This window comes from Myceligenerans crystallogenes (assembly GCF_039529775.1).
GTDB classification, from domain to species: domain Bacteria; phylum Actinomycetota; class Actinomycetes; order Actinomycetales; family Cellulomonadaceae; genus Myceligenerans; species Myceligenerans crystallogenes.
In genome coordinates, this window is sequence record NZ_BAAANL010000002.1 from 455,526 (window position 1) to 478,937 (window position 23,412).

Consider the following 23,412-nt stretch of genomic DNA (forward strand, 5'->3'; position numbering starts at 1 on the left):
CGGCCCCTCCGAACCGATACGCACCAGCTCGGCCCCTTGTTCGCGGCCCCCGGACTCCCTACTGTTGAAGCGCTTCGACGGAGTCTCCGCCGGAGCGTCTCCACCATGCGCGAGGAAGGGCATCGGAGTGAAGAATTCAACGTTGCGGCCGGCGGCACGGCCGGGAACAGCAGGGCGCCGGAGGCCGGTACGCGAGGTGGTCGCGGTCGCGGTCGCCGGCCTGGCGCTCCTCGCCGGTTCGGTGGCCCCCGCCACGGCGCAGCCCGCCGCCCGGCACGCACCCGCGAGCGCCGCCGACGTCGTCGCCGCGATGCAGCCGGGCTGGAACCTGGGCAACACCCTGGACGCCCTGGGCCCGGACGAGACGGCCTGGGGCAACCCGCGGGTGACGCGGCAGCTGCTGGACGAGATCGAGGACCAGGGCTTCCGGTCGGTCCGGATCCCGGTGTCGTGGGGCCAGCACCAGGGCGGGGCGCCCGGCTACGCCGTGGACCCGGTGTGGATGGACCGCGTCGAGGAGGTCGTGGACCTGGCGCTCGACGAGGACCTGATGGTCCTGCTGAACATCCACCACGACTCGTGGACGTGGGCGAACGCGATGCCGGCGGAGCACGACGCCGTCGTCGCGCAGTACGACGCCCTGTGGGAGCAGATCGCGGAGCGGTTCCGCGATCACCCGCGCGAGGTGCTGTTCGAGAGCATCAACGAGCCGCAGTTCGCCGGGGTCGACGACGCGACGTCATACACCCTGCTCGACGAGCTGAACACGCGCTTCCACGAGATCGTGCGCGCGTCGGGCGGCGGCAACGCCGACCGCGTGCTCGTGCTGCCCACCCTGCACACGAACGCCGACCAGGGGCGGCTGGACGCGCTGAACGCGACGTTCGACGAGCTCGCGGACCCGAACCTCGCGGCCACCGTGCACTTCTACGGGTACTGGCCGTTCAGCGTGAACGTGGCGGGTGGCTTCCGGTTCGACGCGACCGCGCGGGCCGACGCCGACGGGACGTTCCAGCGCGTCCACGACTCGTTCACGGCGCGCGGCATCCCGGTGATCCTCGGGGAGTTCGGGCTGCTCGGCTTCGACCGGCACACCGGCACGATCGAGCAGGGCGAGAAGCTGAAGTTCTTCGAGTACACCGGCAACCTGGCGCGCACCACCGACGTCACGACGATGCTCTGGGACAACGGCCAGCACTTCGACCGCACGGCGTTCACGTGGCGGGACAAGGAGCTGTTCGCGTACCTGTCCACGAGCTGGGTGCGGCGCAGCGGCACGGCGTCGTCGGACCTGGTGTTCGTGGACGCCGACGGCGCCGCTACGGCGCGGACCGTCACGCTCGAACCGCACGGGACCTCGTTCCGCGGGGTGTACGAGGGACCGCGGGCACTGCGGGCGGGGCGTGACTACACGCGTTCGGGCGACACGCTGACGCTCTCGGCGGCATTGCTCGGGCGGCTGGCGGGTTCCGGCGCGACCGGCGAGCGGGCCACGCTGCGGGTGAAGTACTCCTCGGGCCTGCCGTGGAAGCTGCACGTGATCCGGTTCGGCACGCCGGAGCTCGGCGCGGCGCAGGGCACGACGGACGGCTTCGCGATCCCCACGTCCTTCGACGGCGACCGCCTCGCCACGATGGAGGCGAGGTACGCCGACGACGGCACGAACGCCGGCCCGCACAACTGGACCTCGTACAAGGAGTACGACGTCGCGTTCACGCCGGACGAGGCGAACGGCGCGATCATCCTGCGCCCGGCCTTCTTCAACGAGGTCGCCGACGCGCGGCCCGTGCGGCTGACGTTCCACTTCTGGAGCGGCGAGAAGGTGTCGTACACGGTGACCCGCGAGGGGACCGCGGTGTCGGGGGCGGCGGGCTGACGCCTGCTCGGTACGAGGCGGGGCCGCGGATCGCACGGATCGCGGCCCCGCGTCCTGTCAGGCACGACGTCAGGCGCTCCACCCCCCCCGTGAAGTGGTCGTAGCACCGTGAACCGTCGATACCGTTCCGGTCGACGACGGCGCCGGGGTTGGGGTCGGTCAGGCGCCCCTCTCGCTCGGGGTCCGGCGCCGACCGGCGGTCCTGCGGCGGTAGTGTCGCGGCGTGGACGGTGCGTTCGGTGGACGGTTCGGCGGACGTGCCGGTGGACGCCTTGGCGGGCCAGGCCGCGGATCGTCCGGCGAGCGGGGCGGCGGGCCGCGGCGCTACCGGGACGTGCGGGCGTCTCAGGTCGCGGCGTCGCCGGAGGTGGTGTGGGCGGCGGTCCTGCTTCAGGTCGAGGTGCTCGGGCCGGACCGGTACGTGCGGCTCATGGGCTGCCGGGACCGGGGCCGCGGCGGCCCACGGCCGCTCGCGGCGGGTTCCCTGGTCCCGGGTTTCCGGGTCGACGGCGCGATGCCGCCGCAGGTGCTCGTGCTCGACGGTGCGCATCGGTTCTCCGCGTATCGTCTGACGTTCCGGTTGCTGCCGGGCGCCGACGGCGGGACCCGCCTGGAAGCACACACAGACGCCGTCTTCCCCGGGGTGCTCGGGACTGTCTACCGGCTGCTGGTGTTCGACTCGCGGCTGCACAAGCTGGCGACGTGGAGCATCGTGCGGCGGGTCCGGAGGCGTGCCGACCGGATGGCGCGGAGGGGTCTACCCGCGTGAGAAGCGGGCCGGAGAAGACCGGCGGGAACGCGAGACGAGATGGGATGAGACGAGACGAGATGAGTCGCGAGATAGTACGCAGCAATCCTGAGTCGCTCCATCCGACGCCCGGCTACCACCACGTGACGATTGCCGACGCCGGCCCGACGGCATACCTGGCCGGGCAGTGCCCGCTCGATCGCAGCGGGACGCTGGTCGGCCCGGGCGACCTGGACGCCCAGACGGATCAGGTCGTCGTCAACGCCCTCGCGGCGCTGGACGCGGCGGGGGCCCGGCCGGACGACGTCGTGCGATCGGTGATCTATGTCGTCAGCGACGACTCCGGGGTGCTCGGCGCCGCCTGGCACCGGTTGACCGCATCCGAGCTCGGGCCGGCGTTCACGTCGGCGAGCACGCTGCTGGGGGTGGCGCAGCTCGGGTTCCCCGGGCAGCTCGTCGAGGTGGACCTGACGGCGGCGTTGCCGCGCCGGGCGACGCCGTCGTCGTGACGGGGAGCGGGAGCGGGAGCGACCGACGGTGACGGGTAGGTTCGGCCACGAGTAGCGTACGTGTCGTGTCCGGCAACGGATTCGTGGCGGAGCCTGCTCCCCGCGTCAAGGACGACGAAGACCACGGCGGGCGGGGACACCGGGAGTGATCACGACGCCCGGGAATGTTCACGGAACGATCCGCACGCACAGGCAGGAGAAGCATGTCCCGCAACGCCCTCATTCTTCACGGGACCGGGGCCCGGCCCGAGTGGCTCTGGTACTCGTGGCTCGGCAGCCGGTTGCGCGAACGAGGGTACGACGTCGTCGTCCCGCATCATCCGGGGATCAACGTGGACCCGCTGGCGGACGTGCTGCCGCAGGTCCTGGCGCATCGGTTCGACGAGGAGACCGTCCTGGTGGGACATTCCGGAGGGGCCGCGTTGCTGCTCGCCGTCCTGGAACGGCTGGAGGTGGCAGTCGCGCAGAGCGTTCTCGTGGCGGGGTACAGCACTCCCCCGAACGACGGCACCGAGCCCGCCCTGCAGACGACGTACGACTGGCCCGCGATCCGGCGCAGCGCCGGTGACCTGTGGTTCGTCAACTCCGTGACCGATCCGTACGGGTGCGACGCCGAGCAGGGACGGGCCATGCAGCGCCGGCTCCGCGGGACACTGGTGGTCCGGGACGATCCGGCGCCTGGCGCGGGTACGCAGCTCGATCCCCGGCATTTCGAGGCCGACACCCTGGAACTGGTGGATCGGTTGATTCCCTGAGCACGCTGTCGACCCAACGCCGGACCCTGCGGGGGGCGACCCGTTCCACCGGCCCGTTCTAGAAGGGCGGCAGCGCATCGTCGTCGCCGTCTGAGATCGAAGAGCTCCCGCTAGGGGTAACCCGTTTCGCGGCCCTTGGGGTTGGGGTCGCCGGGTTCTTGAGTGGGCGGGCGACGGTCAGCCGCGGGACCGATTGCGGCTCCGGCGTCGGTCGCCGCCGGAGACTGCCTTCAGGTGTGGTCCGGCCGGCGTTGTCGTTGTCGTTGTCGGGGTTCTGTCGGTCGGGGTTGGTGGTGTCCTGCAGTTTCTGCCTGTTGGCGTTCCGCTCATCGGCGCCGCTGGCTGGTCGTCGGTTGCGATCGTAGGCGGGGTGTCCTTCTGGTTTGCGGGGGTTCTGACCGCCGGTTCCGCCGGCTTCTCCTGCTTCAGTGTTGCTGTTGGTCGGCTGACTCCCGGCACCGGCAGCGGGTGGCGTGTCGTCCCGTCGCTGGTCCCTGGACGTACTGGTGTCGGACGGCGTGCTGCCACGCCCGTTGTTTTCAGGCAGCGTGCTGCCACGCTCGTCGTTTTCGGGCAGCTGGATCTGGTTGATGGTCTGGTAGCGGTGTTGTGGGTCGGTGGGTTGGGGTTGGTAGGTGGCGGTGTGGCCGGTGGGCGAGGTCCAGTGTTCGGTGCCGGTGGTGGGGTCGCGTTGGACTTCCCATCCGGCGAGGGTTTTGAGGTTGTGGTGGTGGCGGCATAGGGCGTGGAGGTTATCGGCTCTGGTGGGTGGTGGCTGGCCGGGTGGTTGGGGTTGCTGGTGGTTGTAGGGGGTGATGTGGTCGAGGTCGCAGTGGGTGGCGGGGTGGTCGCAGCCGTGGTGGGTGCAGGTGTGGTCGCGGTGGCGCACGGCGTCGCGGAGGTGGGTGGGGGGTTGGTAGGCGGTGGTGCCGTAGTCGGTGAGGATTCCGGTGACGGGGTCGGTGACCAGGCGTCGCCAGAGTCCTTCGGCGGCGATCTGGCGGGCGAGGTCGGCGGGGATGGGTCCGAGGTGGTCCAGGATCCCGGGGGTGTCCTCGCCGGGGTCGGCCAGGACGTTGGCGGGTACGACGACGTTGATCGTGGCGGGCACCTCGATGCCGCGGATCACGACCCCGACCTCACCGGCGGCTGCCTCGTTGTCAGTTGGTCGGGGTGCGGTGGACAGGATGCCGTCGTCCTCGTGGGGGACGGGCACGAGGTCGGTGTCCGCGGACGGCTCCACGAGCACCCCGGGGCCGGTCACCGGAACGCTGAGACGGACCTGTCCAGTGTCGGTGTCGGTGTCGCGCCTTGCACCGATGCCGGCCGCGGTGCTCGATCCAGTCCGTCCCATCACGCCGGTCGCCGTGCCGCCTGCTTCCCTGACCGTCGTGTCCACGCCAGGCGCGTACCTGGTAGCGACGTCCACGGCTGTGACGTCGCTGGTCGTGGTATCCGGGTCGGTGGTGTGTTCGCTGATGGGGTGGGGGATGATGCGGCCGGTGATCAGGGAGGTCAGGGCGGCAGCGCGGGCCTGGCCGCGGCGGCGGGTCTGCCCGGGCAGGCGCATCAGCTGGTCCGAGCCGGCCTGGACGGCGTTGTAGACGCGGGCGGCGTCCTTGGCGGGTAGGAGCGCGGACAACAGGCCCATGCCGGGGCCGGCGGTCTCCAGCCACACGTTGGAGCGTTCCTCGGCCTGACGGACCTCCAGGGTGGATCCGTGCAGACGGACCGTCAGGGCGTTGAGTTGGTCCGAGAGCCATTTCCAGGTGCGTGACGGGGCCTCGGGCAGCAGCACCTCGATCGCGGCGGCGCGCTCGTCTTCGGTCAGACCCTGGCCCGCACGCAAAAGGGTGTCGGCCTTACGGGCGGTGACCTGCCCTGATTCCAGGGCGTGAAGGACCCGCGGGAACCGGGCACACTCGTGCGCGCGGATCACCGCCTGACTGCCCTCGGCCGCAGTGACCTTCAACCGGTCCTTCACGATCGTGGCCGCCTGCTCCACCCCCCATGACCCCACCCTGCTCCCTGACAAGCACGGCCCCGGCCCGCGCCTGCACCGCCCGCGCCCACGACACCAACCGCTCCGCACCAGCAATCACCACACCCAACTCCACCGAATCCAAACCCGCCAGCACCGACAACGGTTCCACGGGCGGCAGGCCACTCGACCCGGCTGGGCCCTGCGGGACGGCCGTACCTTCTGGCCCGATTCCCGCGGCCAAACATCCCGACGCGGGAGTGTCCGCTTTCTCAGAAGTGATGGGCTCCTCAGGAGCAGCGACGCCCTCGGGAGCAGACGGGCCCTCCACGTCGTCCGGGCGGACCGCCGCCTGCGATGCGGTCACCAGGATCTCCAGCAAGGATGCGAGCCGCGGCCCCGGCGTGCACCGACGCAGCTGCACCAGCAGACCCGCCACTGCGTCGTCGTCCAGCCGTTGTTGCGACGGCACGGCACCACCTGGCATCACCTCGGTCACGGTGCACACCCCCCCTGCCAGAACTCACCGGATCGCTCTCATGTTCGATCCTATGCTTACCAATCACGAGTCGCTACTCGGACAGCGAATCTGTGGATAAACCCCATCGGTCGACAGCCGACCAGCACAGGGAGGCAATTCGCGTCAGTGACGCCACGACAATCGACCCGTCCCGCGCGAGAAACATTGTGCACAATCCTTGTGCACAAGTATTCTGCACTCATGTCCACCCCCGACTCCCATCTCCACCTCACCGCCGATGCCGTCAAGACCCTGGCTCACCCCCTCCGCTCGCGCCTGCTGACCAGGCTCCGTCGCGACGGCCCCGCCACCGCCACCGAGCTCGCCGCGAAACTCCGCACCAACACCGGTGCCACCAGCTACCACCTGCGAAGACTCGATGCGGTCGGGCTCGTCGAGGACACCGGCGAAGGCGCCGGAAAACGCCGCCTGTGGCGCGCCAGCACCAGCAGCCACGGCTGGACGACATCCGACTTCGCCGACGACGAGGACGCCGCGACCGCCCTGGGCTGGCTGGTCCGCGACTACCACCGCCTGTTCGACACCGAGTACACCCGCTGGCTCGACGTCGTCGGCGCCTGGCCCGCCGACTGGCAGGACGCCACCGGCATGAGCGACGCCTGGGTCGAGGTCACCCCGGAACGGCTCACCCGGCTCAACGAGGAGATCGAGGCCGCCGTCCGCCGCTACCGCGACGCCGACGCCGGAAACCCCCGGGCACGCCGCATCCACCTGTGGCAGTTCAGCTTCCCGATCGACCCCGACGACGCGCCGCCCGCACCCGGCGAACCGCCGCACGACGCCGCCCCACCGCGCCCCGCGAACCCCGCGAACCCCGCGAACCCCGCGAACCCCGACAACCTCCCAAGCCCCGGCAGCCCCGGCAACCCCAGCACCGACCCTGCCGGAAACACCCCGCTCCCCCTCGACCCCACCCCGGAAGTGCACCGATGACGCCCGTCACCGCCCGCCGCACCCTGCTCACACTCAGTTTCACGCGCTGGTTCCCGGTGGGCCTCGTCGTCGGCGTCACGACCCTTCTGCCGCTCGAACGCGGCCTGACGGTCGCCGAAGCCCTCGCCGCAGCCGCCGTCACGGGCTTCGTCGTCTTCGCGCTCGAACTGCCGACCAGCGGTTTCGCCGACGCCTTCGGACGACGCCGGGTCTACCTGGCGGCCGCCGTCGTCCAGATCGGGGCCGCGATCCTGTTCACGGCCGCGCACTCGTTCTGGGCGTTCGTACTCGCGTCGGCCGCGTTCGGGATCTTCCGCGCGCTCGACTCGGGACCGCTGGAGGCCTGGTACGTCGACACGGTGCATCGCACGCGGCGCGGCACCGACACCGACATCAGCCGGGCCCTCGCCGCCGCGGGCGCCGTCCTCGGCGTCTCGATCGCGATCGGCGCGCTGATCGGCGGCGGTCTGATCTGGTGGCATCCCGTCCCGGCATGGTCCGCGCTCACGCTCCCCTACGCGGTCTACGCCGCGCTCGCGTGCGGGCACCTCGTCGCGGTCGCCCTCCTGATGAAGGAACCGCCCCTGCGGGAGCCCTCGGTCGCGGATTCATCCCTCACGAATCCGCCGGTCGCAGGTTCGCCGGTCACGGGTTCCCCCGCAGCGAGTCCGCCGCCCGGCAACCCACCCGTCGGCAAACCGCCGGCAAGTCACCCGACGGCGACGCCCCGCCCCCTCACCGTCGTCTCCGCCGGAATCCACGACACCCTCGCCACGATCGCCGACGGCATCCGCCTCCTGCGCACCAACCGCGTGCTCCTCGGGCTGGTGCTCGTCGAGGTGTTCTGGTCCCTCGCGATGATCGTCTTCGAGACGTTCCAGCCGATCCGCCTCGCCGAGATCCTGGCCGGCACCGGGGCCGAGAACGGCGAGGCGGCCGCCGGCGCCCTGAACGGGCCGGTCACGGCCGTGGGCTGGGCGGTCTTCGCGGGCGGGTCGGCGCTCGCCGGACTCGCGTCCCCGCGCCTGGGAGTCACCCGGACCGCGATCCTCGCGCGCGTCCTCAACGGCCTCGGCGCCGTCGTCATGGGCCTCGTCACCGGCCCCGCGGGACTGATCGCCGCCTACCTGTTCACGTACGCCCTGCACGGCAGCGCGGGCCCGATGCACTCCGCCCTGCTGCACCGCGAGGCGGAGGCCCGCAACCGCGCCACGGTGCTGTCCCTCAACTCGATGGTCGCGTTCGGCGCGTTCTCGGTGGGCGCCGTCGCGCTCGGGCAGCTCGCCGGGACCACGTCGAACCAGACCGCCATGGTGGCCGCCGGCGCCCTGAGCGTGCTCGGCGCCTTCTGCTACCTCCCGACCCTGCGCCGCGAGCGCCCGCCGGCCTGAGGCGAGCCCGCCGCCGCGGCGCCGGGCCGTCTCAGAGCCGGACCCCTCAGCACCAGACCACCCAGCACCGGACCCCTCAGCACCGGACCACCCGGCGCCAGCCCCTCAGCGCGAGCCCTCTCAGCCCCGGCCCTCTCAGCCCCGGCCCCCTCAGCGCCGGACCCCGAGCGACCGCAACTCCAGATGCGCGAGCCGCCGGATCACCGCCTCGTCGCCCGCGCGCCAGGCCGCGATCGGGTCCGGGCTGATCGCCGCCAGCTTCGCGACGGGCTGGTTCGCGAGCGCCCGCAGCGCGAACAGCTCCAGGGCGAGCTCGGCCCGCTCCCCCGACGAGAACGTCCGCACGGCGCGGGCCGCGGCGCTCGCGCGCCGCACGAACCGGATCCGCAGGGGCACATGGACGACGGCGACGAGCAGCACCGGGATCAGCAGCACGGCGATCCCGACCGCGAGCGCCAGGGTCTCCACGGTCTGCACGAGGGACGCGCCCGCCGCCCCGAGGTTGTCGGTCTGCTGCGCGAGCCCGCGGAAGGGCGCGGTGAGGTCGTCGCCCACGAGCGGCACGCCCGCGATGCGGGACTCCACGTCGCGCAGCTGCGCGGACATGTCCCCGGCGACGTCCATGGTGGCGCGGCCGGGCTCGGCGAGCTGCCGGACGCCGTCGTGCGCGATCGTGGCGGCCCACGCCCACAGCGCGATCCAGCCGAGGAAGAGCAGGTCGCCGAGGATCTGCCGGAAGGCCCGCCCGGGTGCGGCCGCATACAAGTTCATGGCGTCATAGTTCCGCATATGTCGGTGCCTTGCGCCGCGACCCGGCGCCGGCCCGAGCACCGGGCAAGGTGCCGACCACTGTTCAGCCGGGCGTCGGGCAACGGAAACGTTCTCCGGCTTGGGTGGGACCACCCACCCTCCAGGAGGAACCGTGCGCTTCTCCCGCACCGGCGCGGCAGCCGCCGCACTGACCGCGGCCCTGTCCGTCGCGACTCCTGCGGCAGCCGCCCCTGCCGCAAGCACTCCGCCCGCCGACCCGCCACCCGCGGTCGCGCCGTCGGCGATCGGCCTGTCGCCCCGCCCGGGGATCCTCCCCGACCGCCGGGACGACGACGTCGCCGACCTCCCCCTCGACGACGCCGGCGCCGCGATCGTCACCCGGCGCGACGAGCGCCTGATCGCGCCCGGCCTGGAGCTGACGCAGTTCTCCCGGATCTCCGGGGACGGCCGGCTCAGCGGCGAGGTCCTCGTCGCCCGGCTGGGCGACGACGTCGAGGCCGGTTACCTCGGGCCGGAGCGCGCGCCCGGCCTTCCGCTGGTCGCCGGGAACGCGACCGTCACCGAGATGGCCGCCGCGCGGGGCGCGGTCGCCGCGATCAACGCGGACTACTTCGATATCAACAACTCGGGGGCGGCGCTCGGCGCCGCCGTGGACGGCGGCACGATCCTGAAGTCCGCGAGCCCCGGACGCACGCGCTCCGCCGTGTTCGGGCCCGACGGCGCGGGCCGCCTCGCCCAGCTGCTCCTGCAGGGAACGATCTCCTGGGGCAGCAACGCCGGCACCGCGCCCGCGAGCGGCGGTGCCCCGAGCGAGGTCCCGGTCGCGGGCGTCGACGTCACCGCGGTCCCCGCCGGGGGCGTCGCCGTGTACGACGCCGCCTGGGGTCCCTTCACCCGCGCCCGCGCCCTGACCTCGGGCGAGACGGGGGTCGAGGTCCGGGTCGACGCCTCCGGCACGGTGACCGCCGTCGGCCCGATCCGCGCCGGGCAGGCCGGCACCGGCCAGCTCCCCGACGGCGAGCGCGCGATCGTCGCCCGTCCCGGCGCCGCGGCGACCGCGCTGGCCGCGATCCCCGTGGGTACCACCGTGGCGATCTCCTACTCCCTCCGCGACGACCTGGGCGGCGACCCCGCGGACATCACCACCGCGGTCGGCGGCGGGATCGAGGACTGGCTCCTGGAGGACGGCGAGGTCACGTCCGCCACGGGCGACCACGTCGAGCTGCGCCACCCGCGCACGGCCGTCGGCTTCGGCGAGGACGGCCGCACGGCGTACTTCGTCGTCGTCGACGGGCGGCAGAGCGGTTCCGTCGGCACGGACCTGTACGACCTCGGCAGGCTGTTCGCCCAGCTCGGCGCCGACGACGCGATCAACCTCGACGGCGGCGGCTCCACCGAGATGGTCGCCCGCCTGCCCGGCGACACGGCGACCACCATCCTGAACAGCCCGTCGGACGGCTACGAGCGCCGGGACGCGAACGGGCTCGGCCTGTTCGTCCCCGCGGGCAGCGGGCGCGTGCGGGCCTACGACGTGCGAACCGCCGTCGGCCCCGCCACGGCCACCGCGGGCGCCGACAACCCCGCCGCCGCCCGCTCCGCCGACGCCACCCGGGTCTTCCCCGGCCTGCACCGCACGCTCGTCGCGAAGGGCCACGACGAGCGCATGCACCCGGTCGGCACCCCGCCGACCGGCTGGATCGCCGGTTCCCCGGTGGTGCGGGTCACCCCCGCGGACGGCACCGGGACCACCGCGACGGTGACGGGCATCCGGCGCGGCACGGCCGAGGTGCGCGCCCATCACCTCTCCGCGCAGGGCGCCGCCCGCGGCGGCCTCGACGTGCGGGTCCTCGGCCCGCTCACGCGGACCGCCGTCCCCTCCCCCGTCGTCACGTTGCCCGACGCCGGCGCCACCGCCCCGCTCGTCCTGACCGGGTACGACGCCGCCGGCTTCGCCGCCCCGGTCGAGGCCCGCGATGTCACGGTCACCGGCGGCACGGGCGACGACGGCGAGGCTGTCGCGGAGCTCGTGCCCGCGGGCGACGGGTCGTTCACCGTGCGAGGCCTGACCTCCGGCGCGACGTCGTTCACCCTCGCCGTGCAGGCGCGTGGCAGGACGTTCACCTCGCGCGTCGCGGTCGCCGTCGGCCTGGACGACGTCCCCGTCACAGACCTTTCCGACGCCGCCGCCTGGAAGTCCGCGAACGACCGCGCACCGGGCGGCGGCGTCGGCCCCGCAGAGGGCCACGACGGTGCGGCCGGCCTGCGGATCGCCTACGACTTCACGCAGTCCACGGCCACGCGCGGGCAATACGCCGTCGCGCCCGGCGCCGGCCTGCCGATTCCCGGGCAGCCGCGCACCCTCTCCCTGTGGGTCCACGGCGACGGGAACGGCGCCTGGCTGCGGCTGCAGGTCAAGAAGGGCGACGGCGTCGTCGCGAACCTCGACGGCCCGCTCGTGAACTGGACCGGCTGGCGGCTCGCGCAGTTCACCGTGCCCGACGGCGTCGGGTTCCCGCTGACCCTGCAGCGGATCCGCGTCCTGGAGACGCGGCCGGCGGCGAGCTACCGCGGCGAGATCGTGGTCTCGGACCTGCGCGCCCAGGTGCCGGCGCGGGTGGACGTGCCCCCGGCGGCCCGCGTCGAGGACCCGGTCGTCGCCCGCGACGGCGCCACGGCGCACGCCCCGCTGCGGATCGCCGTCCTGTCCGACGCCCAGTTCGTGGCCCGCACCCCCGACTCCCCGGCCGTCGCCGGGGCACGCCGGACGCTGCGCGAGATCGTCGCGGCGGACCCCGACCTGCTCGTCATCAACGGCGACCTCGTCGACGAGGCCACCCCGGCCGACTTCGACCTGGCGCGGCGGATCCTCGCCGAGGAGCTCGGCGAACCCGGGACCGAGCCGTTCCCGTGGTACTACGTGCCCGGCAACCACGAGATCATGGGCGGCGCCATCGGCAACTTCCGCGACGAGTTCGGCGAGACGACCCGGGTCCTGGACGTACCCTCCGGTCGTGACCGGCAGGTGACCCGCCTCGTCGTGCTCGACTCCTCCACCGGACGCCTCGGCAGCGACTTCGCCCAGCTCCAGCTGCTGCGCCGCACCCTCGACGAGGCAGCCCGGGACGACGCCGTCACCGGCGTCGTCGTCCTCGCCCACCACCCCCTCGACGACCCGCTGCCCACCCGGGCCAGCCAGCTCTCGGACCGCCTCGAGGCCGACACCCTGCGCGACTGGTTCGAGGACTTCGAGGCCCGCAGCGGCAAGCAGCTCGCGAGCGTCGGCGCCCACGCCGGCGTCTTCCACGCCACCACCCAGGACGGCATCCCGTACCTGGTCAACGGCAACTCCGGCAAGTCCCCGGCCGGCACCCCCGCCGACGGCGGGTTCACCGGATGGTCGATGCTCGGCGTCGATCCCGCCGGGGACGACGACGCCGGCGCCCGGGACTGGCTCGGCTGGGAGGTCGAGGCGCGCGCCGACGAGGTCCGGGTCTCGGGTCCGGAGACGCTCGTGCCGGGCACGACCGGGGAGATCCGCGCCGTCGTCGTCCAGGACGATGACCGGCAGGTCCCGGTGGGCTGGCCCGTCTCGGCGTCCTGGGGCGGCGACGACGTCTGCGTCACGGCCCTCGACGGCCACCACGACGCCCGCGACGCCGCACGCGAGTGCGACCCGCACGACGTCGTCGCCGTCGACCCCGGCACCGGCGGCGTCCTGGCGCTGCGACGCGGCGACGCAACCGTCACGGTCACCGTGAACGGCGTCACGGGCGCGCTCCGGGTCGTGGTTACCTCCCGCTGACGCCGGATCACGGACCACCGACCACCGACCACCGACCACCGACGAGCATCCGTGATCTGTCGCACCCGAGAACCGTGGTGCGGCAGAGAACCGTGGTGCGGCAGATCACGGACACACGACGACCCGCCGGCCCGGCCCCGCGCCGCGCTGTTATCTTCGCGGCGTGACCCCCTCCCGGACCCGCACCTCCCCGAAGTTCCTCAGCGCGCAGTGGCGGCGGCTCGTGATGCTGAACTACGAGATCGACCCGGGCGTGCTGTCGCCGCTCGTGCCCGCGGGCGTCGAGCTCGACACGCACGACGGCCGCACCCTGGTCAGCATGGTCGGGTTCGAGTTCCTGGACACCCGGCTGCACGCCGGGCCGGTCGGCGTGCCCGTGCCGTACCACCGGAACTTCGACGAGATCAACCTGCGGTTCTACGTGCGCCGCGAGACGGCGGGGGCCGAGGCCGCCCGCCGCGGCGTCGTCTTCGTCAAGGAGATCGTGCCGCGGCCGGCGCTCGCCGCCGTCGCGCGGCTCGCCTACGGCGAGCGCTACGTCTCCCGCCCGATGCGGCACCGCATCGAGCTGGCCGACGACGGCGAGACGCCCGCCGGGCTGGTCGGCTACGCCTGGCGCGAGGGACGCACCTGGCAGCGCCTGCACGCCGAGGTGACCGGCGCACCGGCCCTCCCGGAACCGGGGTCCCACGAGGAGTTCGTCACCGAGCACTACTGGGGCTACGCGGCCCAGCGCGACGGGAGCTGCGTCGAGTACCAGGTGGAACACCCGCGATGGCGCGTCTGGCAGGCGCGCCACGCGGAGCTGGACTGCGACGTCGCGACCGTCTACGGCCCCCGGTTCCGGGAGGCCCTGCGAACCGCCCCGTACTCGGCCTTCGTCGCCGACGGCTCCGGGGTCGCGGTCCGCAGGGGCCGGAGACTCCCGCCTGCCTAGAGGGTCCAGCGCTGGTTGGCGCCCGAGTTGCAGGTGTACTGCTTGAGGCGGGTGCCGTCGGACGTGCTGCCCGCCGGGACGTCCAGGCACTTGCCGGAGTGGCGGGCCACCAGCTGGTGGCCGCCCGTGACCGCGCGCAGCTGCCACTGCTGGTTCGTGCCGCTGCCGCACGCGTACTGGATGATCGCGGCGCCGTCGGCGGTCGACGCCTGGTTCACGTCGAGGCACTTGCCGGAGTGCTGGGCCACGAGGTTGTGGTAGCCGTTGCCCAGGTCCCGCAGCAGCCACTGCTGGTTGGACGCGCTGCCGCAGGTGTACTGGATCACCTCGGCGGCGTCGGCGGTGGACGCCGAGACGACGTCCATGCACTTGCCGGAGGCGGCGTTGACGACGTCGGTCACCGTGCCGCCGCCGGAACCGTTGCCGGCGTTCGGGTCCACGTCGTCGCCCCACGCCCAGCGCAGGCGGTTCGCGCCGGACGTGTTGCGGACGCTCAGGGTGAGGTTCGTGCCGCTGCCGGTCTTGTGCAGGATCGAGTAGCCGTCGTAGCCGAGGGTCCCGGTCGGCTTGCCGCCGAGCGCCGGCCAGTAGGTGCCGCCCATCGTGTGCGAGCGCATGACGTCGGTGACCGCCCGGATGTGCCGCACGAAGTTGTCGCCGCTGTTCGGGTCGCCGTAGTTCAGGCCGGTGTGCATGGCACCGCCGAACTCCGTGACCACCGCGCGCGACGCGCAGTTGCCCAGGCGCGTGGTCATGTGGCTCTTCCAGCCGTCGTACGTGTTCTCGCCGTAGAAGAACGCGTAGTGGTGGAACGACAGCAGCGTGCCGCCGAACCGGGAGTCGTTGCACACGTCCCGCAGGTCCTGGCTGTACCCGGTGCCGCCGATCAGGACCCGCTCGCGCGGGGCCGAGTAGTGGTACTCCAGCCAGTCGGCGGCGACGTCGCGCCACGCGGCGGACGTGTAGCCGTGCGGCTCGTTCATGGGCTCGAAGTAGACCCGGGAGTTGCCGCCGTAGCGGTTGGTGACCTCGGACCACATGGTGTTCCAGGCGGCGTAGTTCGTGACCTTGCCGCCCGACGCGGCGCCGTCCTCCCAGTACGCGAGGATGACCTTGAACCCGCGGTCCGTGGCCGCGTCGATCACGCCGCGGTAGCGGGTCCACCAGTCGGTGCCGACCGTGTGGGTGTTGACCGGCAGCCGCACGGTGTTGACCCCGAGCAGCGACTCCATCTGGTCGTAGACGACGTCGGCCTTGGCGTAGACCGTGGCGTAGCTGTCGGAGCCGGACAGGCCGTCCAGGACGAGCGGGCCCGTGACGAAGTTGTCGCCGTACACGGCCCAGTTCACGCCGCGGAACTGGCTGGTGGCGGCGGTGGCCGCCGGAGCCGTGGCGACCGCGGCCGCCAGGGCGGTCGCGGGGAGCAGGGCGAGCGCCGCGAACGCGGCGACGGCTGCCGCGGGACGACGGCGGCCGACGACGCGACGGCCCTCCGAACCGCGGCGGACTGCGCTTTCCCCAGGATTGGGGCGATGCTTGCGGAAGATTCTCATGGCGCCGGACCGATCTCGTGCGACTCTGCACGGTAGGGGGCTGATGCGAACCGATGCCGACGTCAACGCAGCATGTTAACGTCACCATCCGCGACAAGAATGGCGACCGCCGGACCCGGAGTCAATGGCGGGGGCTCCTGAGCCGCCTCCGAATCGAATAAGCGGGCCGCCGCCGTCGGCCACTGCCGACGACGACGGCCTCGCTCGTCAGCGCCAGGGCGCCCGGTCGTACTGCGCCTGCACGCCCACGCCCGCCGCCACCGGCGCCCGCGGCACCTCCACCCGCAGCTCCCGCGCCGCGCGCAGCGGCCAGTGCGGGTCCCGCAGCGCCTCGCGCCCGATCATCACGGCGTCCGCGGCGCCCTCGACCAGCACCTGCTCGGCCTGCACCGGCTGCGTGATCAGCCCGACCGCGCTCACCGGCAGCCCCGACACGTCCCGGATCCGGCGCGCGAACCCGACCTGGTACCCCGGCCCGGAGGTGATCCGCGCGGGCGCCGCTCCCCCGGTCGTCACGTCGACGACGTCGGCGCCGTCCGCCTTGAGGTCGGCCGCGAGCGCCGCGACGTCCTCGACGCCGAGCCCCTCGGGCAGCCAGTCGGTCGCCGACAGCCGCACGAACACCGGCAGCTCGTCCGGCCACACCTCGCGCACCGCCCGCACGGTCTCGCGCACGATCCGCGCGCGCCGCTCGGCGGACCCGCCCCACTCGTCGTCGCGCGTGTTGACCAGCGGCGACAGGAACTGGTGCAGCAGGTAGCCGTGGGCGGCGTGCACCTCGGCGACGTCGAACCCGGCCGCCAGCGACCGCCGGGCGGCGGCGGCGAACTGCCGCGGGACGTCCTCGATCTGCTCGGGCGTCATCGCGGCGGGCGCGGCGAGCCCGCCGAAGGGTTCGGCCGCCGGGCCGAGGGTGGTCCAGCCGCCGTCGGACGCCGGCACGGTGGTGTCGGCGAGCTCGTGGAACGGCGGGTACGCGGAACCCTTGCGGCCGGAGTGCGCGAGCTGGATCCCGGCCTTCGCGCCCCGCGCGTGGAGGAAATCGGTGATGCGGCGCCAGGCGGCGGTCTGCTCGTCGTTCCAGATCCCGGTGTCGGCGGGCGAGATGCGCCCCTCGGGGACGACGGCGGTCGCCTCGGTCATCACGAGCCCGAACCCGCCGGCGGCCCGCGCCCCGAGATGCACGAGGTGCCAGTCGCCGGGCAGGCCGTCGGTCGCGGAGTACTGGCACATCGGGGCAAGCCAGACACGGTTCGGCAGAGTCAGGCCGCGCACCGTGATCGGCTGGAACAGAAGGCTCATGCCGCGGACAACCATCCGCCGCCCGGCAGGATTCCCCGGCCGGGCGGCGTCGCACGCTTGGCACACTATTCCCGCATGCGTGCCGCCTGCATCAGGAGATGGGTCCGCTCCGCCGTGCCGTCGGCCGCATCGGCCGCGGCCGCGTACCGGCGGGCCGCCTCCGCCCGCTCCCCGGCCAGCTCGTGCAGGTAGGCGGCAGCGGCGTCGTACCGCGGCAGGCCGGCGTCGAGTCCGGCGAGCAGCCGCAGCCCGGCGTGCGCGCCGTCGACGTGCCCGACGGCGACCGCCCGGTTCAGCTCCACCATCCGGTTGCCGGGCGCCAGCCCACGCAGCTCGTCGTACCACCCCAGGATCTGCGGCCAGTCGGTCTCCTCGGCGCACGCGGCGTCGTCGTGCAGCGCGGCGATCGCGGCCTGCGCCTGGTACTCCCCGAGCAGCTCGCGCGCGAGCGCGTGCTGCAGCACGTCCACGCCCTCCGCGATCATCGTGGTGTCCCAGCGCGTGCGGTCCTGGCGGCCGAGCGGGACCAGGAGCCCGGCGTCGTCGAACCGCGCCGGGCGCCGCGCGTGGTGCAGCAGCATGAGCGCGAGCAGCCCGGCGGCCTCGGGATCCCCGGGGACGACGGCGACGAGCAGGCGGGTCAGCCGGATCGCCTCGGCGGCGAGGTCGACGTCGTCGTCCGCGCCGGGACGGTGCCCGCTCGTGAAGCCCTCGTTGAAGATCAGGTACAGCACCCGCAGCACGAGGCGCACGTCGCCGGGTACGTCGAACCGCGCGCCGCTCACGGTCCGCTTGGCCCGCGAGATGCGCTGCGCCATCGTCGCCTCCGGCACGAGGAAGGCGCGCGCGATCTGCGCCGTCGTCAGCCCGCCGACGGCGCGCAGCGTCAGCGCGATCGCCGACGACGGCGTCAGGGCCGGATGGCAGCACCGGCTCAGCACCAGCAGGGTGTCGTCGTCCTGCTCGGCCGGGCCGGGCGGCGGCTCGAGGCTGACCCGGACCTCGCGCATCACCCGGGACGACGCCGACCGGCGGGCGTCGAGGAACTTGCGCCACGCGACGGTGACGAGCCACCCCTTCGGGTCGCCCGGCGGAGCCTGACGCCCGCCGGCGTCGCCCCAGCGGCGGACCGCCTCGAGGAGGGCGTCCTGGACGGCGTCCTCGGCCGCCGCGAAGTCGGCTCCGCGGCGGACGAGGACGGCCAGGACCTGCGGGGTGAGGTCGCGCAGCAGGGTCAGCGGGTCCCCGGCGGGCGTCGTGTCACCAGGCAGGTTCGGTGACATCCGTGACCTCGGACGCGTCCGTGAGGAACGGCCGGACCTCGATCCACTCGTGCAGGGGCCTGCCGTCCTTGCCGGGCGCGGACGACAGGTGGGCCGCGGCCTCGTGGGCGCGCTCGTCGGACTCGACGTCGATGACCATCCAGCCCGCGATGAGGTCCTTCGTCTCCGCGAACGGGCCGTCGGTGACCGGCGGGCGGCCCTCGCCGTCGTACCGCACGAACGCGCCGCGCGGCGACAGCGCCTGCGAGTCGACGAACTCGCCGCGCGCCCTCAGGTCCTCGATCATGTCGTCCATGAACGCGACGTGCGCCGAGATCTCCTCGGGCGCCCAGGTGTGGATCATGTCGGTGGCGTTCGCGTGCTTCGCGGGGCCGCCGCGGTAGTGCTTGAGGAGCAGGTACTTCGTCATGGTTCCATCCTCCGGTTCCGGGCGGTGTCTGTCACCGCCTACGCCCCTGGGACGGAGCCGGGCGAGGATTCTCGACATCGCCCGCGAGGATCGGCGCCGTTCGACGTGCCGGTGGTGCGGGGACCTGGCTCAGCGCCGCGGTTTGTCCGTGACCCAGAGGTGGATGATCCCCTCGGCCACGACCGTGCCGTCGTCGCGGGTGGCGGTGACCGTGACCGGGACGTCCGGGTCGGGGTCGAGCCAGCGGGCCGGGTCGCTCTCGGCCGTGCAGGTGATGTCGCTGGTGGACTTCGCCGTGTAGCGCACGTCCATGCCCTTGGGCAGCCAGCGCTTGTGGTCGGGGACGGTGGCCTCCGCCATCGCGCCCATCGCCGCCTCCAGGCCGTTGCACACGGCGATGGCGTGCACCGTGCCGATGTGGTTGCGCACCCCGCGGCGGTCCGGCACCACGAGCCGGCAGAAACCCGGGCGCACCTCGGTGAAGCGCGGGCGGATCGTGCGGAAGTACGGGACCTTGAGCCCGTAGGCCCTCCCGAAGGCCCACTTCCCGAGGGGGCGGCCGGAGAGCTTCTGCCACAGGCGGTAGACATCGGTGGTCACGCCCCGGAGCATAGCTTGTTCGTGGGACGCTCAGTAGCAGGAACCTCGCGTGCGGCCGTCCTGGACGCGCCGCCGATCGCGTGACAGCCTGCGGACATGGAATCTCATGCGACCTCGCGGCAGCGGCGCCTCTGGGACCGCACCGCGCCCGGCTACGACAAGGGCATCGCGTGGTTCGAGCGCCACCTGCTCGCGGACGGGCGCGAGTGGCTCGGCGCGCGCACCCGCGGGCGCGTGCTGCTGGTCGGCGCCGGCACCGGCCGTGACCTGGAGTTCCTGCACGACGACGTGACCAGGGTGGCCGGCATCGACCTGAGCGTCCCGATGCTGGAGCAGGCGCGCCGCCGCGCGGCCCGGCTCGGCGTCGCCGCCGAGCTGCGGGAAGGCGACGCCGAGCACCTCCCGTACGACGACGCCACGTTCGACACCGTCACCTGCGTGCTGTCCCTGTGCACCATCCCGCGGCCCGAGGTCGCGCTGGCCGAGATGCGCCGCGTGCTGCGGCCGGGCGGCAGCCTGCTCCTGCTGGACCACGTCGGCAGCACATGGCCCCCGGTCCGGCTGGGCCAGTGGATCGTGGAGGCGTTCACGATCCCCGCCGCGGGCGAGCACTTCACCCGGCGGCAGCGGCGCCGCGTGCGGGACCTGGGCTTCGAGATCACCGAGACGGACCGCTACGGGCTGGGCATGGTGGAGCGCATCCACGCCATCCGGCCGTGAACCCGCTGGTGGGCCCGCCGGCGGCGAGCTGCGGCCAGTAGCCTGTGGGGGTCACCGCCGTCCCCCGGAGAACTCACCGTGAACCTCACGTCCCGCCCGCTCGCCTCCCTGGTCACGCCCAGCCGGGCCGGTGACCGGGTCACCACGCTCGAGCTGTTCTTCGACCTCGTGTTCGTCTTCGCGTTCACGCAGGTCACCGGACTGATGGCGCACGGCGAGACGCCGGCGTCGGTGCTGCAGGGCCTGCTCGTGCTGTCGCTGCTGTGGTGGGCGTGGTGCTGCTTCACCTGGCTCGCGAACCAGGCGCGCGCGAACCGCGGCATGCTGCAGGGGGCGTTCGTCGTGGCCATGGTCGCGATGTTCCTCGCCACCCTCGCGATCCCCGAGGCGTACCACGACCTGCCCGGCGGGCTGTACGCGCCGGGCGTGCTGGTGTTCTGCTACGCCGTGGTCCGGATCGCGCACCTGGCGGCGTACTACGTGGCGGCGGGCGACGACGCGGCGCTGCGGCGCCAGGTGCTGCTGACCCTGGTCACCTCGGTGCTGCCGACGGTGGCCCTGCTGGCGACGGGCGCCGTTCTCGGCGGCGACCCGCAGCTGTGGATCTGGCTGGCCGCCGTCCTGTACGACTTCGCCGCGATCTTCCTCGGCACCCGCGGCGGCGGCTGGGTCGTGAACTCGCCCGAGCACTTCGCCGAGCGGCACGGGCTCGTGACGATCCTCGCGCTGGGCGAGTCGATCGTCGCGATCGGCGTCGGGCTCGCGCACGAGCCGGTCTCGTGGTCCACCGCGACCGGCGCGGTGCTCGCGATCGCGGTGGCCGTGTGCCTGTGGTGGCTGTACTTCCGCCACGGGCTCGAGGAGCTCGAGTCGAGCCTGTACGGGCTGGAGCGGACCAAGCAGGCCGAGCGCGCCGCCGAGCTCTTCACCTACGGCCACTTCCCGGTCATCGCCGGCGTCATCGTCGGCGCGCTCGGCATCGAGCAGGCGATGGCGCACCTGGAGGACGACCATCTCGGCGCGCTCGGCGGGTGGGCGCTGGCGGCCGGGATCGCCGTCGTGCTGGTGGCCTCGTCCGCGATCCTGCACCGGGCCACCGGGCGCTGGGCCGCCGCCCGGCTGGGCGGCACCGCCGTGCTGCTGGCGCTGGGGATCCCACTGACCTTCGCGCCGCCGCTGGTGGCGCTGGGCACGGTGGTCGCGGTCCTGGTGGCGGTGTGCGCCACGGAGGCCTTCCTACGCGGGCGGACGCCGGCGGCCGGCTGATCCCGTGGCATCAGGCGGAATTCGCGCGAGAGAGCGTGTTCACGCGCGATTTCAGCCTGCGCACCCTGCCGGCCCGATCCGTCAGCCGCTGATCGCTGCCAGGACGCCCTCGCCGTAGCGCGCCAGCTTGCTCTCGCCGACGCCGCTGATGCCCGCGAGGTCCGCCAGGGCCGCGGGGCGCGCGGTCGCGATGGCCCGGAGCGTCGCGTCGTGGAAGACCACGTAGGCCGGCACGCCCTGCTCCTTCGCGACGCCCGCCCGCCAGGCGCGCAGCGTCTCGAACAGCCCGGCGTCCTCGGGCGACAGGTCCGCGACCGGGCCCGCCTTCTTCCGCGCCCTGGCCGCCGCCCGGGTGCGGGCGCCCTCGGGATCCTTGCGCAGCCGCACCTCGCGCCGCCGGCCCAGCACCTCGGCGCTGGCGTCCGTCAGCAGCAGCGTGCCGTGGTCGCCCTCGACGGTGAGCAGGCCGTGCGCCATGAGCTGCCGCGCGACGGCGCGCCACTCCCCGTCCGCCAGATCCTCGCCGACGCCGAACACCGTCAGCTCGTCGTGGCCCCACTGGGCGACCTTGGGCGTGGCCTTCCCGCGCAGGACGTCGATCACGTGGCCGACGCCGAACCGCTGGTTGCGCTCCTTGTCCAGGCGGTACACCGCGGACAGGATCTTCTGCGCCGCGATCGTGCCGTCCCACGACTCGGGCGGCGCGAGGCACGTGTCGCAGTTCCCGCAGGGAACCGCCTGCTGCCCGAAGTAGGCCAGGAGCTGCGCGCGCCGGCACTCCACCGTCTCGCACAGCGCGAGCATCGCGTCGAGATGGGCGCCGAGGCGGCGCCGGTGGGTGAGGTCGCCGTCGGAGCCGGCGATCATCTTGCGCTGCTGGACGACGTCGGCGAGCCCGTAGGCGAGCCAGGCGGTGGACGGCTGGCCGTCGCGGCCGGCGCGGCCGGTCTCCTGGTAGTAGCCCTCGACGGACTTGGGCAGGTCGAGGTGGGCGACGAACCGCACGTCGGGCTTGTCGATGCCCATGCCGAACGCGATGGTGGCCACCATCACGAGGCCCTCCTCGCGCAGGAACGCGGCCTGGTTGCGGGCGCGTACCGGCGCGGGAAGCCCCGCGTGGTACGGGAGGGCGCGGATGCCCTCTGCGCCGAGGAACGCGGCGGTCTCCTCCACGGAGTTGCGCGACAGGCAGTAGACGATCCCGGCGTCGCCGTCGTGCTCGGTGCGCAGCAGGTCCAGCAGCTGGCGGCGCGGGTTGTCCTTGGGCACGATGCGGTACTGGATGTTGGGGCGGTCGAAGCTGGCGACGAAGTGCCTGGCGCCCGTGAGGTCGAGACGGGTCGCGATCTCCTCGCGGGTGGCCTGCGTGGCGGTGGCCGTGAGCGCGATGCGCGGGATGTCCGGCCAGCGTTCGTGCAGGTGGGAGAGCTCGAGGTAGTCCGGCCGGAAGTCGTGGCCCCACTGGGAGACGCAGTGCGCCTCGTCGATCGCGAACAGCGCGATCCTGCCCTGCTCGAGCAGCCGGGTCGTCGAGTCCAGCCGCAGCCGCTCCGGGGCGAGGTACAGCAGGTCGAGCTCGCCGTCGGCGAACGCGCGCTCGACGGCGCGGCGCTGCCCGGCGTCCTGCGTCGAGTTGAGGAACCCGGCCCGCACCCCGAGCGCGTCCAGCGCGTCGACCTGATCCTGCATCAGCGCGATGAGCGGCGAGACCACGACCCCCGCGCCCTCCCGCACCAGTGACGGGATCTGGTAGCACAGCGACTTCCCGCCGCCGGTCGGCATGAGCACCAGCGCGTCCCCGCCGCCGATCACCGTCTCGACGATCGCCCGCTGCTCGCCCCGGAACTCCTCGTACCCGAAGACCCGGCGCAGCGTGTCGAGGGCGGGGTCGAGGGAGGTCAGCGCGTCCGCGGTCGGGTCGGCGAGGGTCATGGCGGCCAGTCTAGGGACGGTCACCGACATCCGTCGTCGTGGCCGCGACGCGCCTGTGGACGACGCCGACCGCGACGCCGTCCGCCACCGGGGGCAGGACGGC

The 23,412-nt window shown here is 73.3% G+C and carries 18 protein-coding genes; 10 read left to right on the plus strand and 8 right to left on the minus strand.

The features are described from left to right. Window positions 1-196: 196 nt before the first annotated feature. The 4 genes from ABD208_RS06840 to ABD208_RS06855 all read left to right on the plus strand — a co-directional run bounded on the left by ABD208_RS06840 (window position 197) and on the right by ABD208_RS06855 (window position 3,888). On the plus strand, window positions 197-1,876 hold the full coding sequence (locus ABD208_RS06840) for a cellulase family glycosylhydrolase (RefSeq protein WP_344100878.1): 1,680 nt from the start codon (window positions 197-199) through the stop codon (window positions 1,874-1,876). A 334-nt stretch (window positions 1,877-2,210) separates the two neighbouring features. Next, window positions 2,211-2,645, plus strand: coding sequence for a hypothetical protein (locus tag ABD208_RS06845; RefSeq protein ID WP_344100881.1), 435 nt, complete (start codon window positions 2,211-2,213; stop codon window positions 2,643-2,645). 59 nt (window positions 2,646-2,704) lie between these two features. Continuing rightward, window positions 2,705-3,133 carry a RidA family protein gene (locus ABD208_RS06850; protein ID WP_344100883.1) on the plus strand — a complete coding sequence of 143 codons (429 nt, stop codon included), beginning with the start codon at window positions 2,705-2,707 and terminating at the stop codon, window positions 3,131-3,133. Window positions 3,134-3,336: 203 nt separating this feature from the next. Beyond that, entirely contained in the window at window positions 3,337-3,888 is a 552-nt protein-coding gene (locus tag ABD208_RS06855) for an RBBP9/YdeN family alpha/beta hydrolase (RefSeq protein ID WP_344100885.1), read from the plus strand. Between the two features lie 58 nt (window positions 3,889-3,946). Here the strand turns inward: ABD208_RS06855 and ABD208_RS06860 are convergent, their stop codons facing one another. Beyond that, the gene (locus ABD208_RS06860; protein ID WP_344100887.1) at window positions 3,947-5,893 is read right to left on the minus strand and encodes an HNH endonuclease signature motif containing protein; all 1,947 of its coding nucleotides are present in this window, start codon (window positions 5,891-5,893) and stop codon (window positions 3,947-3,949) included. A gap of 697 nt (window positions 5,894-6,590) precedes the next feature. Here ABD208_RS06860 and ABD208_RS06865 point away from each other — a divergent pair. After that, window positions 6,591-7,343 (plus strand): ArsR/SmtB family transcription factor, encoded by a 753-nt coding sequence (locus ABD208_RS06865; protein WP_344100889.1) that lies wholly within the window; start codon window positions 6,591-6,593, stop codon window positions 7,341-7,343. Next, window positions 7,340-8,734: an MFS transporter gene (locus ABD208_RS06870; protein WP_344100891.1), complete on the plus strand. Its 1,395-nt coding sequence runs from the start codon at window positions 7,340-7,342 to the stop codon at window positions 8,732-8,734. The genes ABD208_RS06865 and ABD208_RS06870 overlap by 4 nt, the downstream gene beginning before the upstream one ends. Window positions 8,735-8,884: 150 nt before the next feature. Here the strand turns inward: ABD208_RS06870 and ABD208_RS06875 are convergent, their stop codons facing one another. Next, window positions 8,885-9,505 carry a hypothetical protein gene (locus ABD208_RS06875; RefSeq protein WP_344100893.1) on the minus strand — a complete coding sequence of 207 codons (621 nt, stop codon included), beginning with the start codon at window positions 9,503-9,505 and terminating at the stop codon, window positions 8,885-8,887. 151 nt (window positions 9,506-9,656) lie between these two features. Between ABD208_RS06875 and ABD208_RS06880 the strand changes: the two genes are divergently transcribed. Further along, entirely contained in the window at window positions 9,657-13,307 is a 3,651-nt protein-coding gene (locus ABD208_RS06880) for a phosphodiester glycosidase family protein (RefSeq protein ID WP_344100895.1), read from the plus strand. 163 nt (window positions 13,308-13,470) lie between these two features. Further along, window positions 13,471-14,244 carry a YqjF family protein gene (locus ABD208_RS06885; protein WP_344100897.1) on the plus strand — a complete coding sequence of 258 codons (774 nt, stop codon included), beginning with the start codon at window positions 13,471-13,473 and terminating at the stop codon, window positions 14,242-14,244. Here the strand turns inward: ABD208_RS06885 and ABD208_RS06890 are convergent. The 5 genes from ABD208_RS06890 to ABD208_RS06910 all read right to left on the minus strand — a co-directional run bounded on the left by ABD208_RS06890 (window position 14,241) and on the right by ABD208_RS06910 (window position 19,391). Beyond that, window positions 14,241-15,797, minus strand: coding sequence for an RICIN domain-containing protein (locus tag ABD208_RS06890; RefSeq protein ID WP_344100899.1), 1,557 nt, complete (start codon window positions 15,795-15,797; stop codon window positions 14,241-14,243). The genes ABD208_RS06885 and ABD208_RS06890 overlap by 4 nt on opposite strands. 207 nt (window positions 15,798-16,004) lie before the next feature. Continuing rightward, window positions 16,005-17,099 carry an NADH:flavin oxidoreductase/NADH oxidase gene (locus ABD208_RS06895; protein WP_344100902.1) on the minus strand — a complete coding sequence of 365 codons (1,095 nt, stop codon included), beginning with the start codon at window positions 17,097-17,099 and terminating at the stop codon, window positions 16,005-16,007. Window positions 17,100-17,164: 65 nt separating this feature from the next. After that, complete coding sequence (locus ABD208_RS06900) at window positions 17,165-18,382, minus strand: RNA polymerase sigma factor (RefSeq protein WP_344100904.1); 1,218 nt, start codon at window positions 18,380-18,382, stop codon at window positions 17,165-17,167. Further along, window positions 18,360-18,791 carry a YciI family protein gene (locus ABD208_RS06905; RefSeq protein WP_344100908.1) on the minus strand — a complete coding sequence of 144 codons (432 nt, stop codon included), beginning with the start codon at window positions 18,789-18,791 and terminating at the stop codon, window positions 18,360-18,362. The genes ABD208_RS06900 and ABD208_RS06905 overlap by 23 nt, the downstream gene beginning before the upstream one ends. Before the next feature lie 129 nt (window positions 18,792-18,920). Beyond that, window positions 18,921-19,391 carry a hotdog fold domain-containing protein gene (locus tag ABD208_RS06910; protein WP_344100910.1) on the minus strand — a complete coding sequence of 157 codons (471 nt, stop codon included), beginning with the start codon at window positions 19,389-19,391 and terminating at the stop codon, window positions 18,921-18,923. Window positions 19,392-19,487: 96 nt separating this feature from the next. On the opposite strand from ABD208_RS06910, the gene ABD208_RS06915 reads away from it, so the two are divergent. Next, window positions 19,488-20,111 (plus strand): class I SAM-dependent methyltransferase, encoded by a 624-nt coding sequence (locus ABD208_RS06915; protein WP_344100912.1) that lies wholly within the window; start codon window positions 19,488-19,490, stop codon window positions 20,109-20,111. A gap of 78 nt (window positions 20,112-20,189) precedes the next feature. Then, on the plus strand, window positions 20,190-21,377 hold the full coding sequence (locus tag ABD208_RS06920; RefSeq protein ID WP_344100914.1) for a low temperature requirement protein A: 1,188 nt from the start codon (window positions 20,190-20,192) through the stop codon (window positions 21,375-21,377). A gap of 81 nt (window positions 21,378-21,458) precedes the next feature. Here the strand turns inward: ABD208_RS06920 and recQ are convergent, their stop codons facing one another. After that, window positions 21,459-23,309, minus strand: coding sequence for a DNA helicase RecQ (gene recQ, locus ABD208_RS06925; protein WP_344100917.1), 1,851 nt, complete (start codon window positions 23,307-23,309; stop codon window positions 21,459-21,461). Window positions 23,310-23,412: the final 103 nt, after the last annotated feature.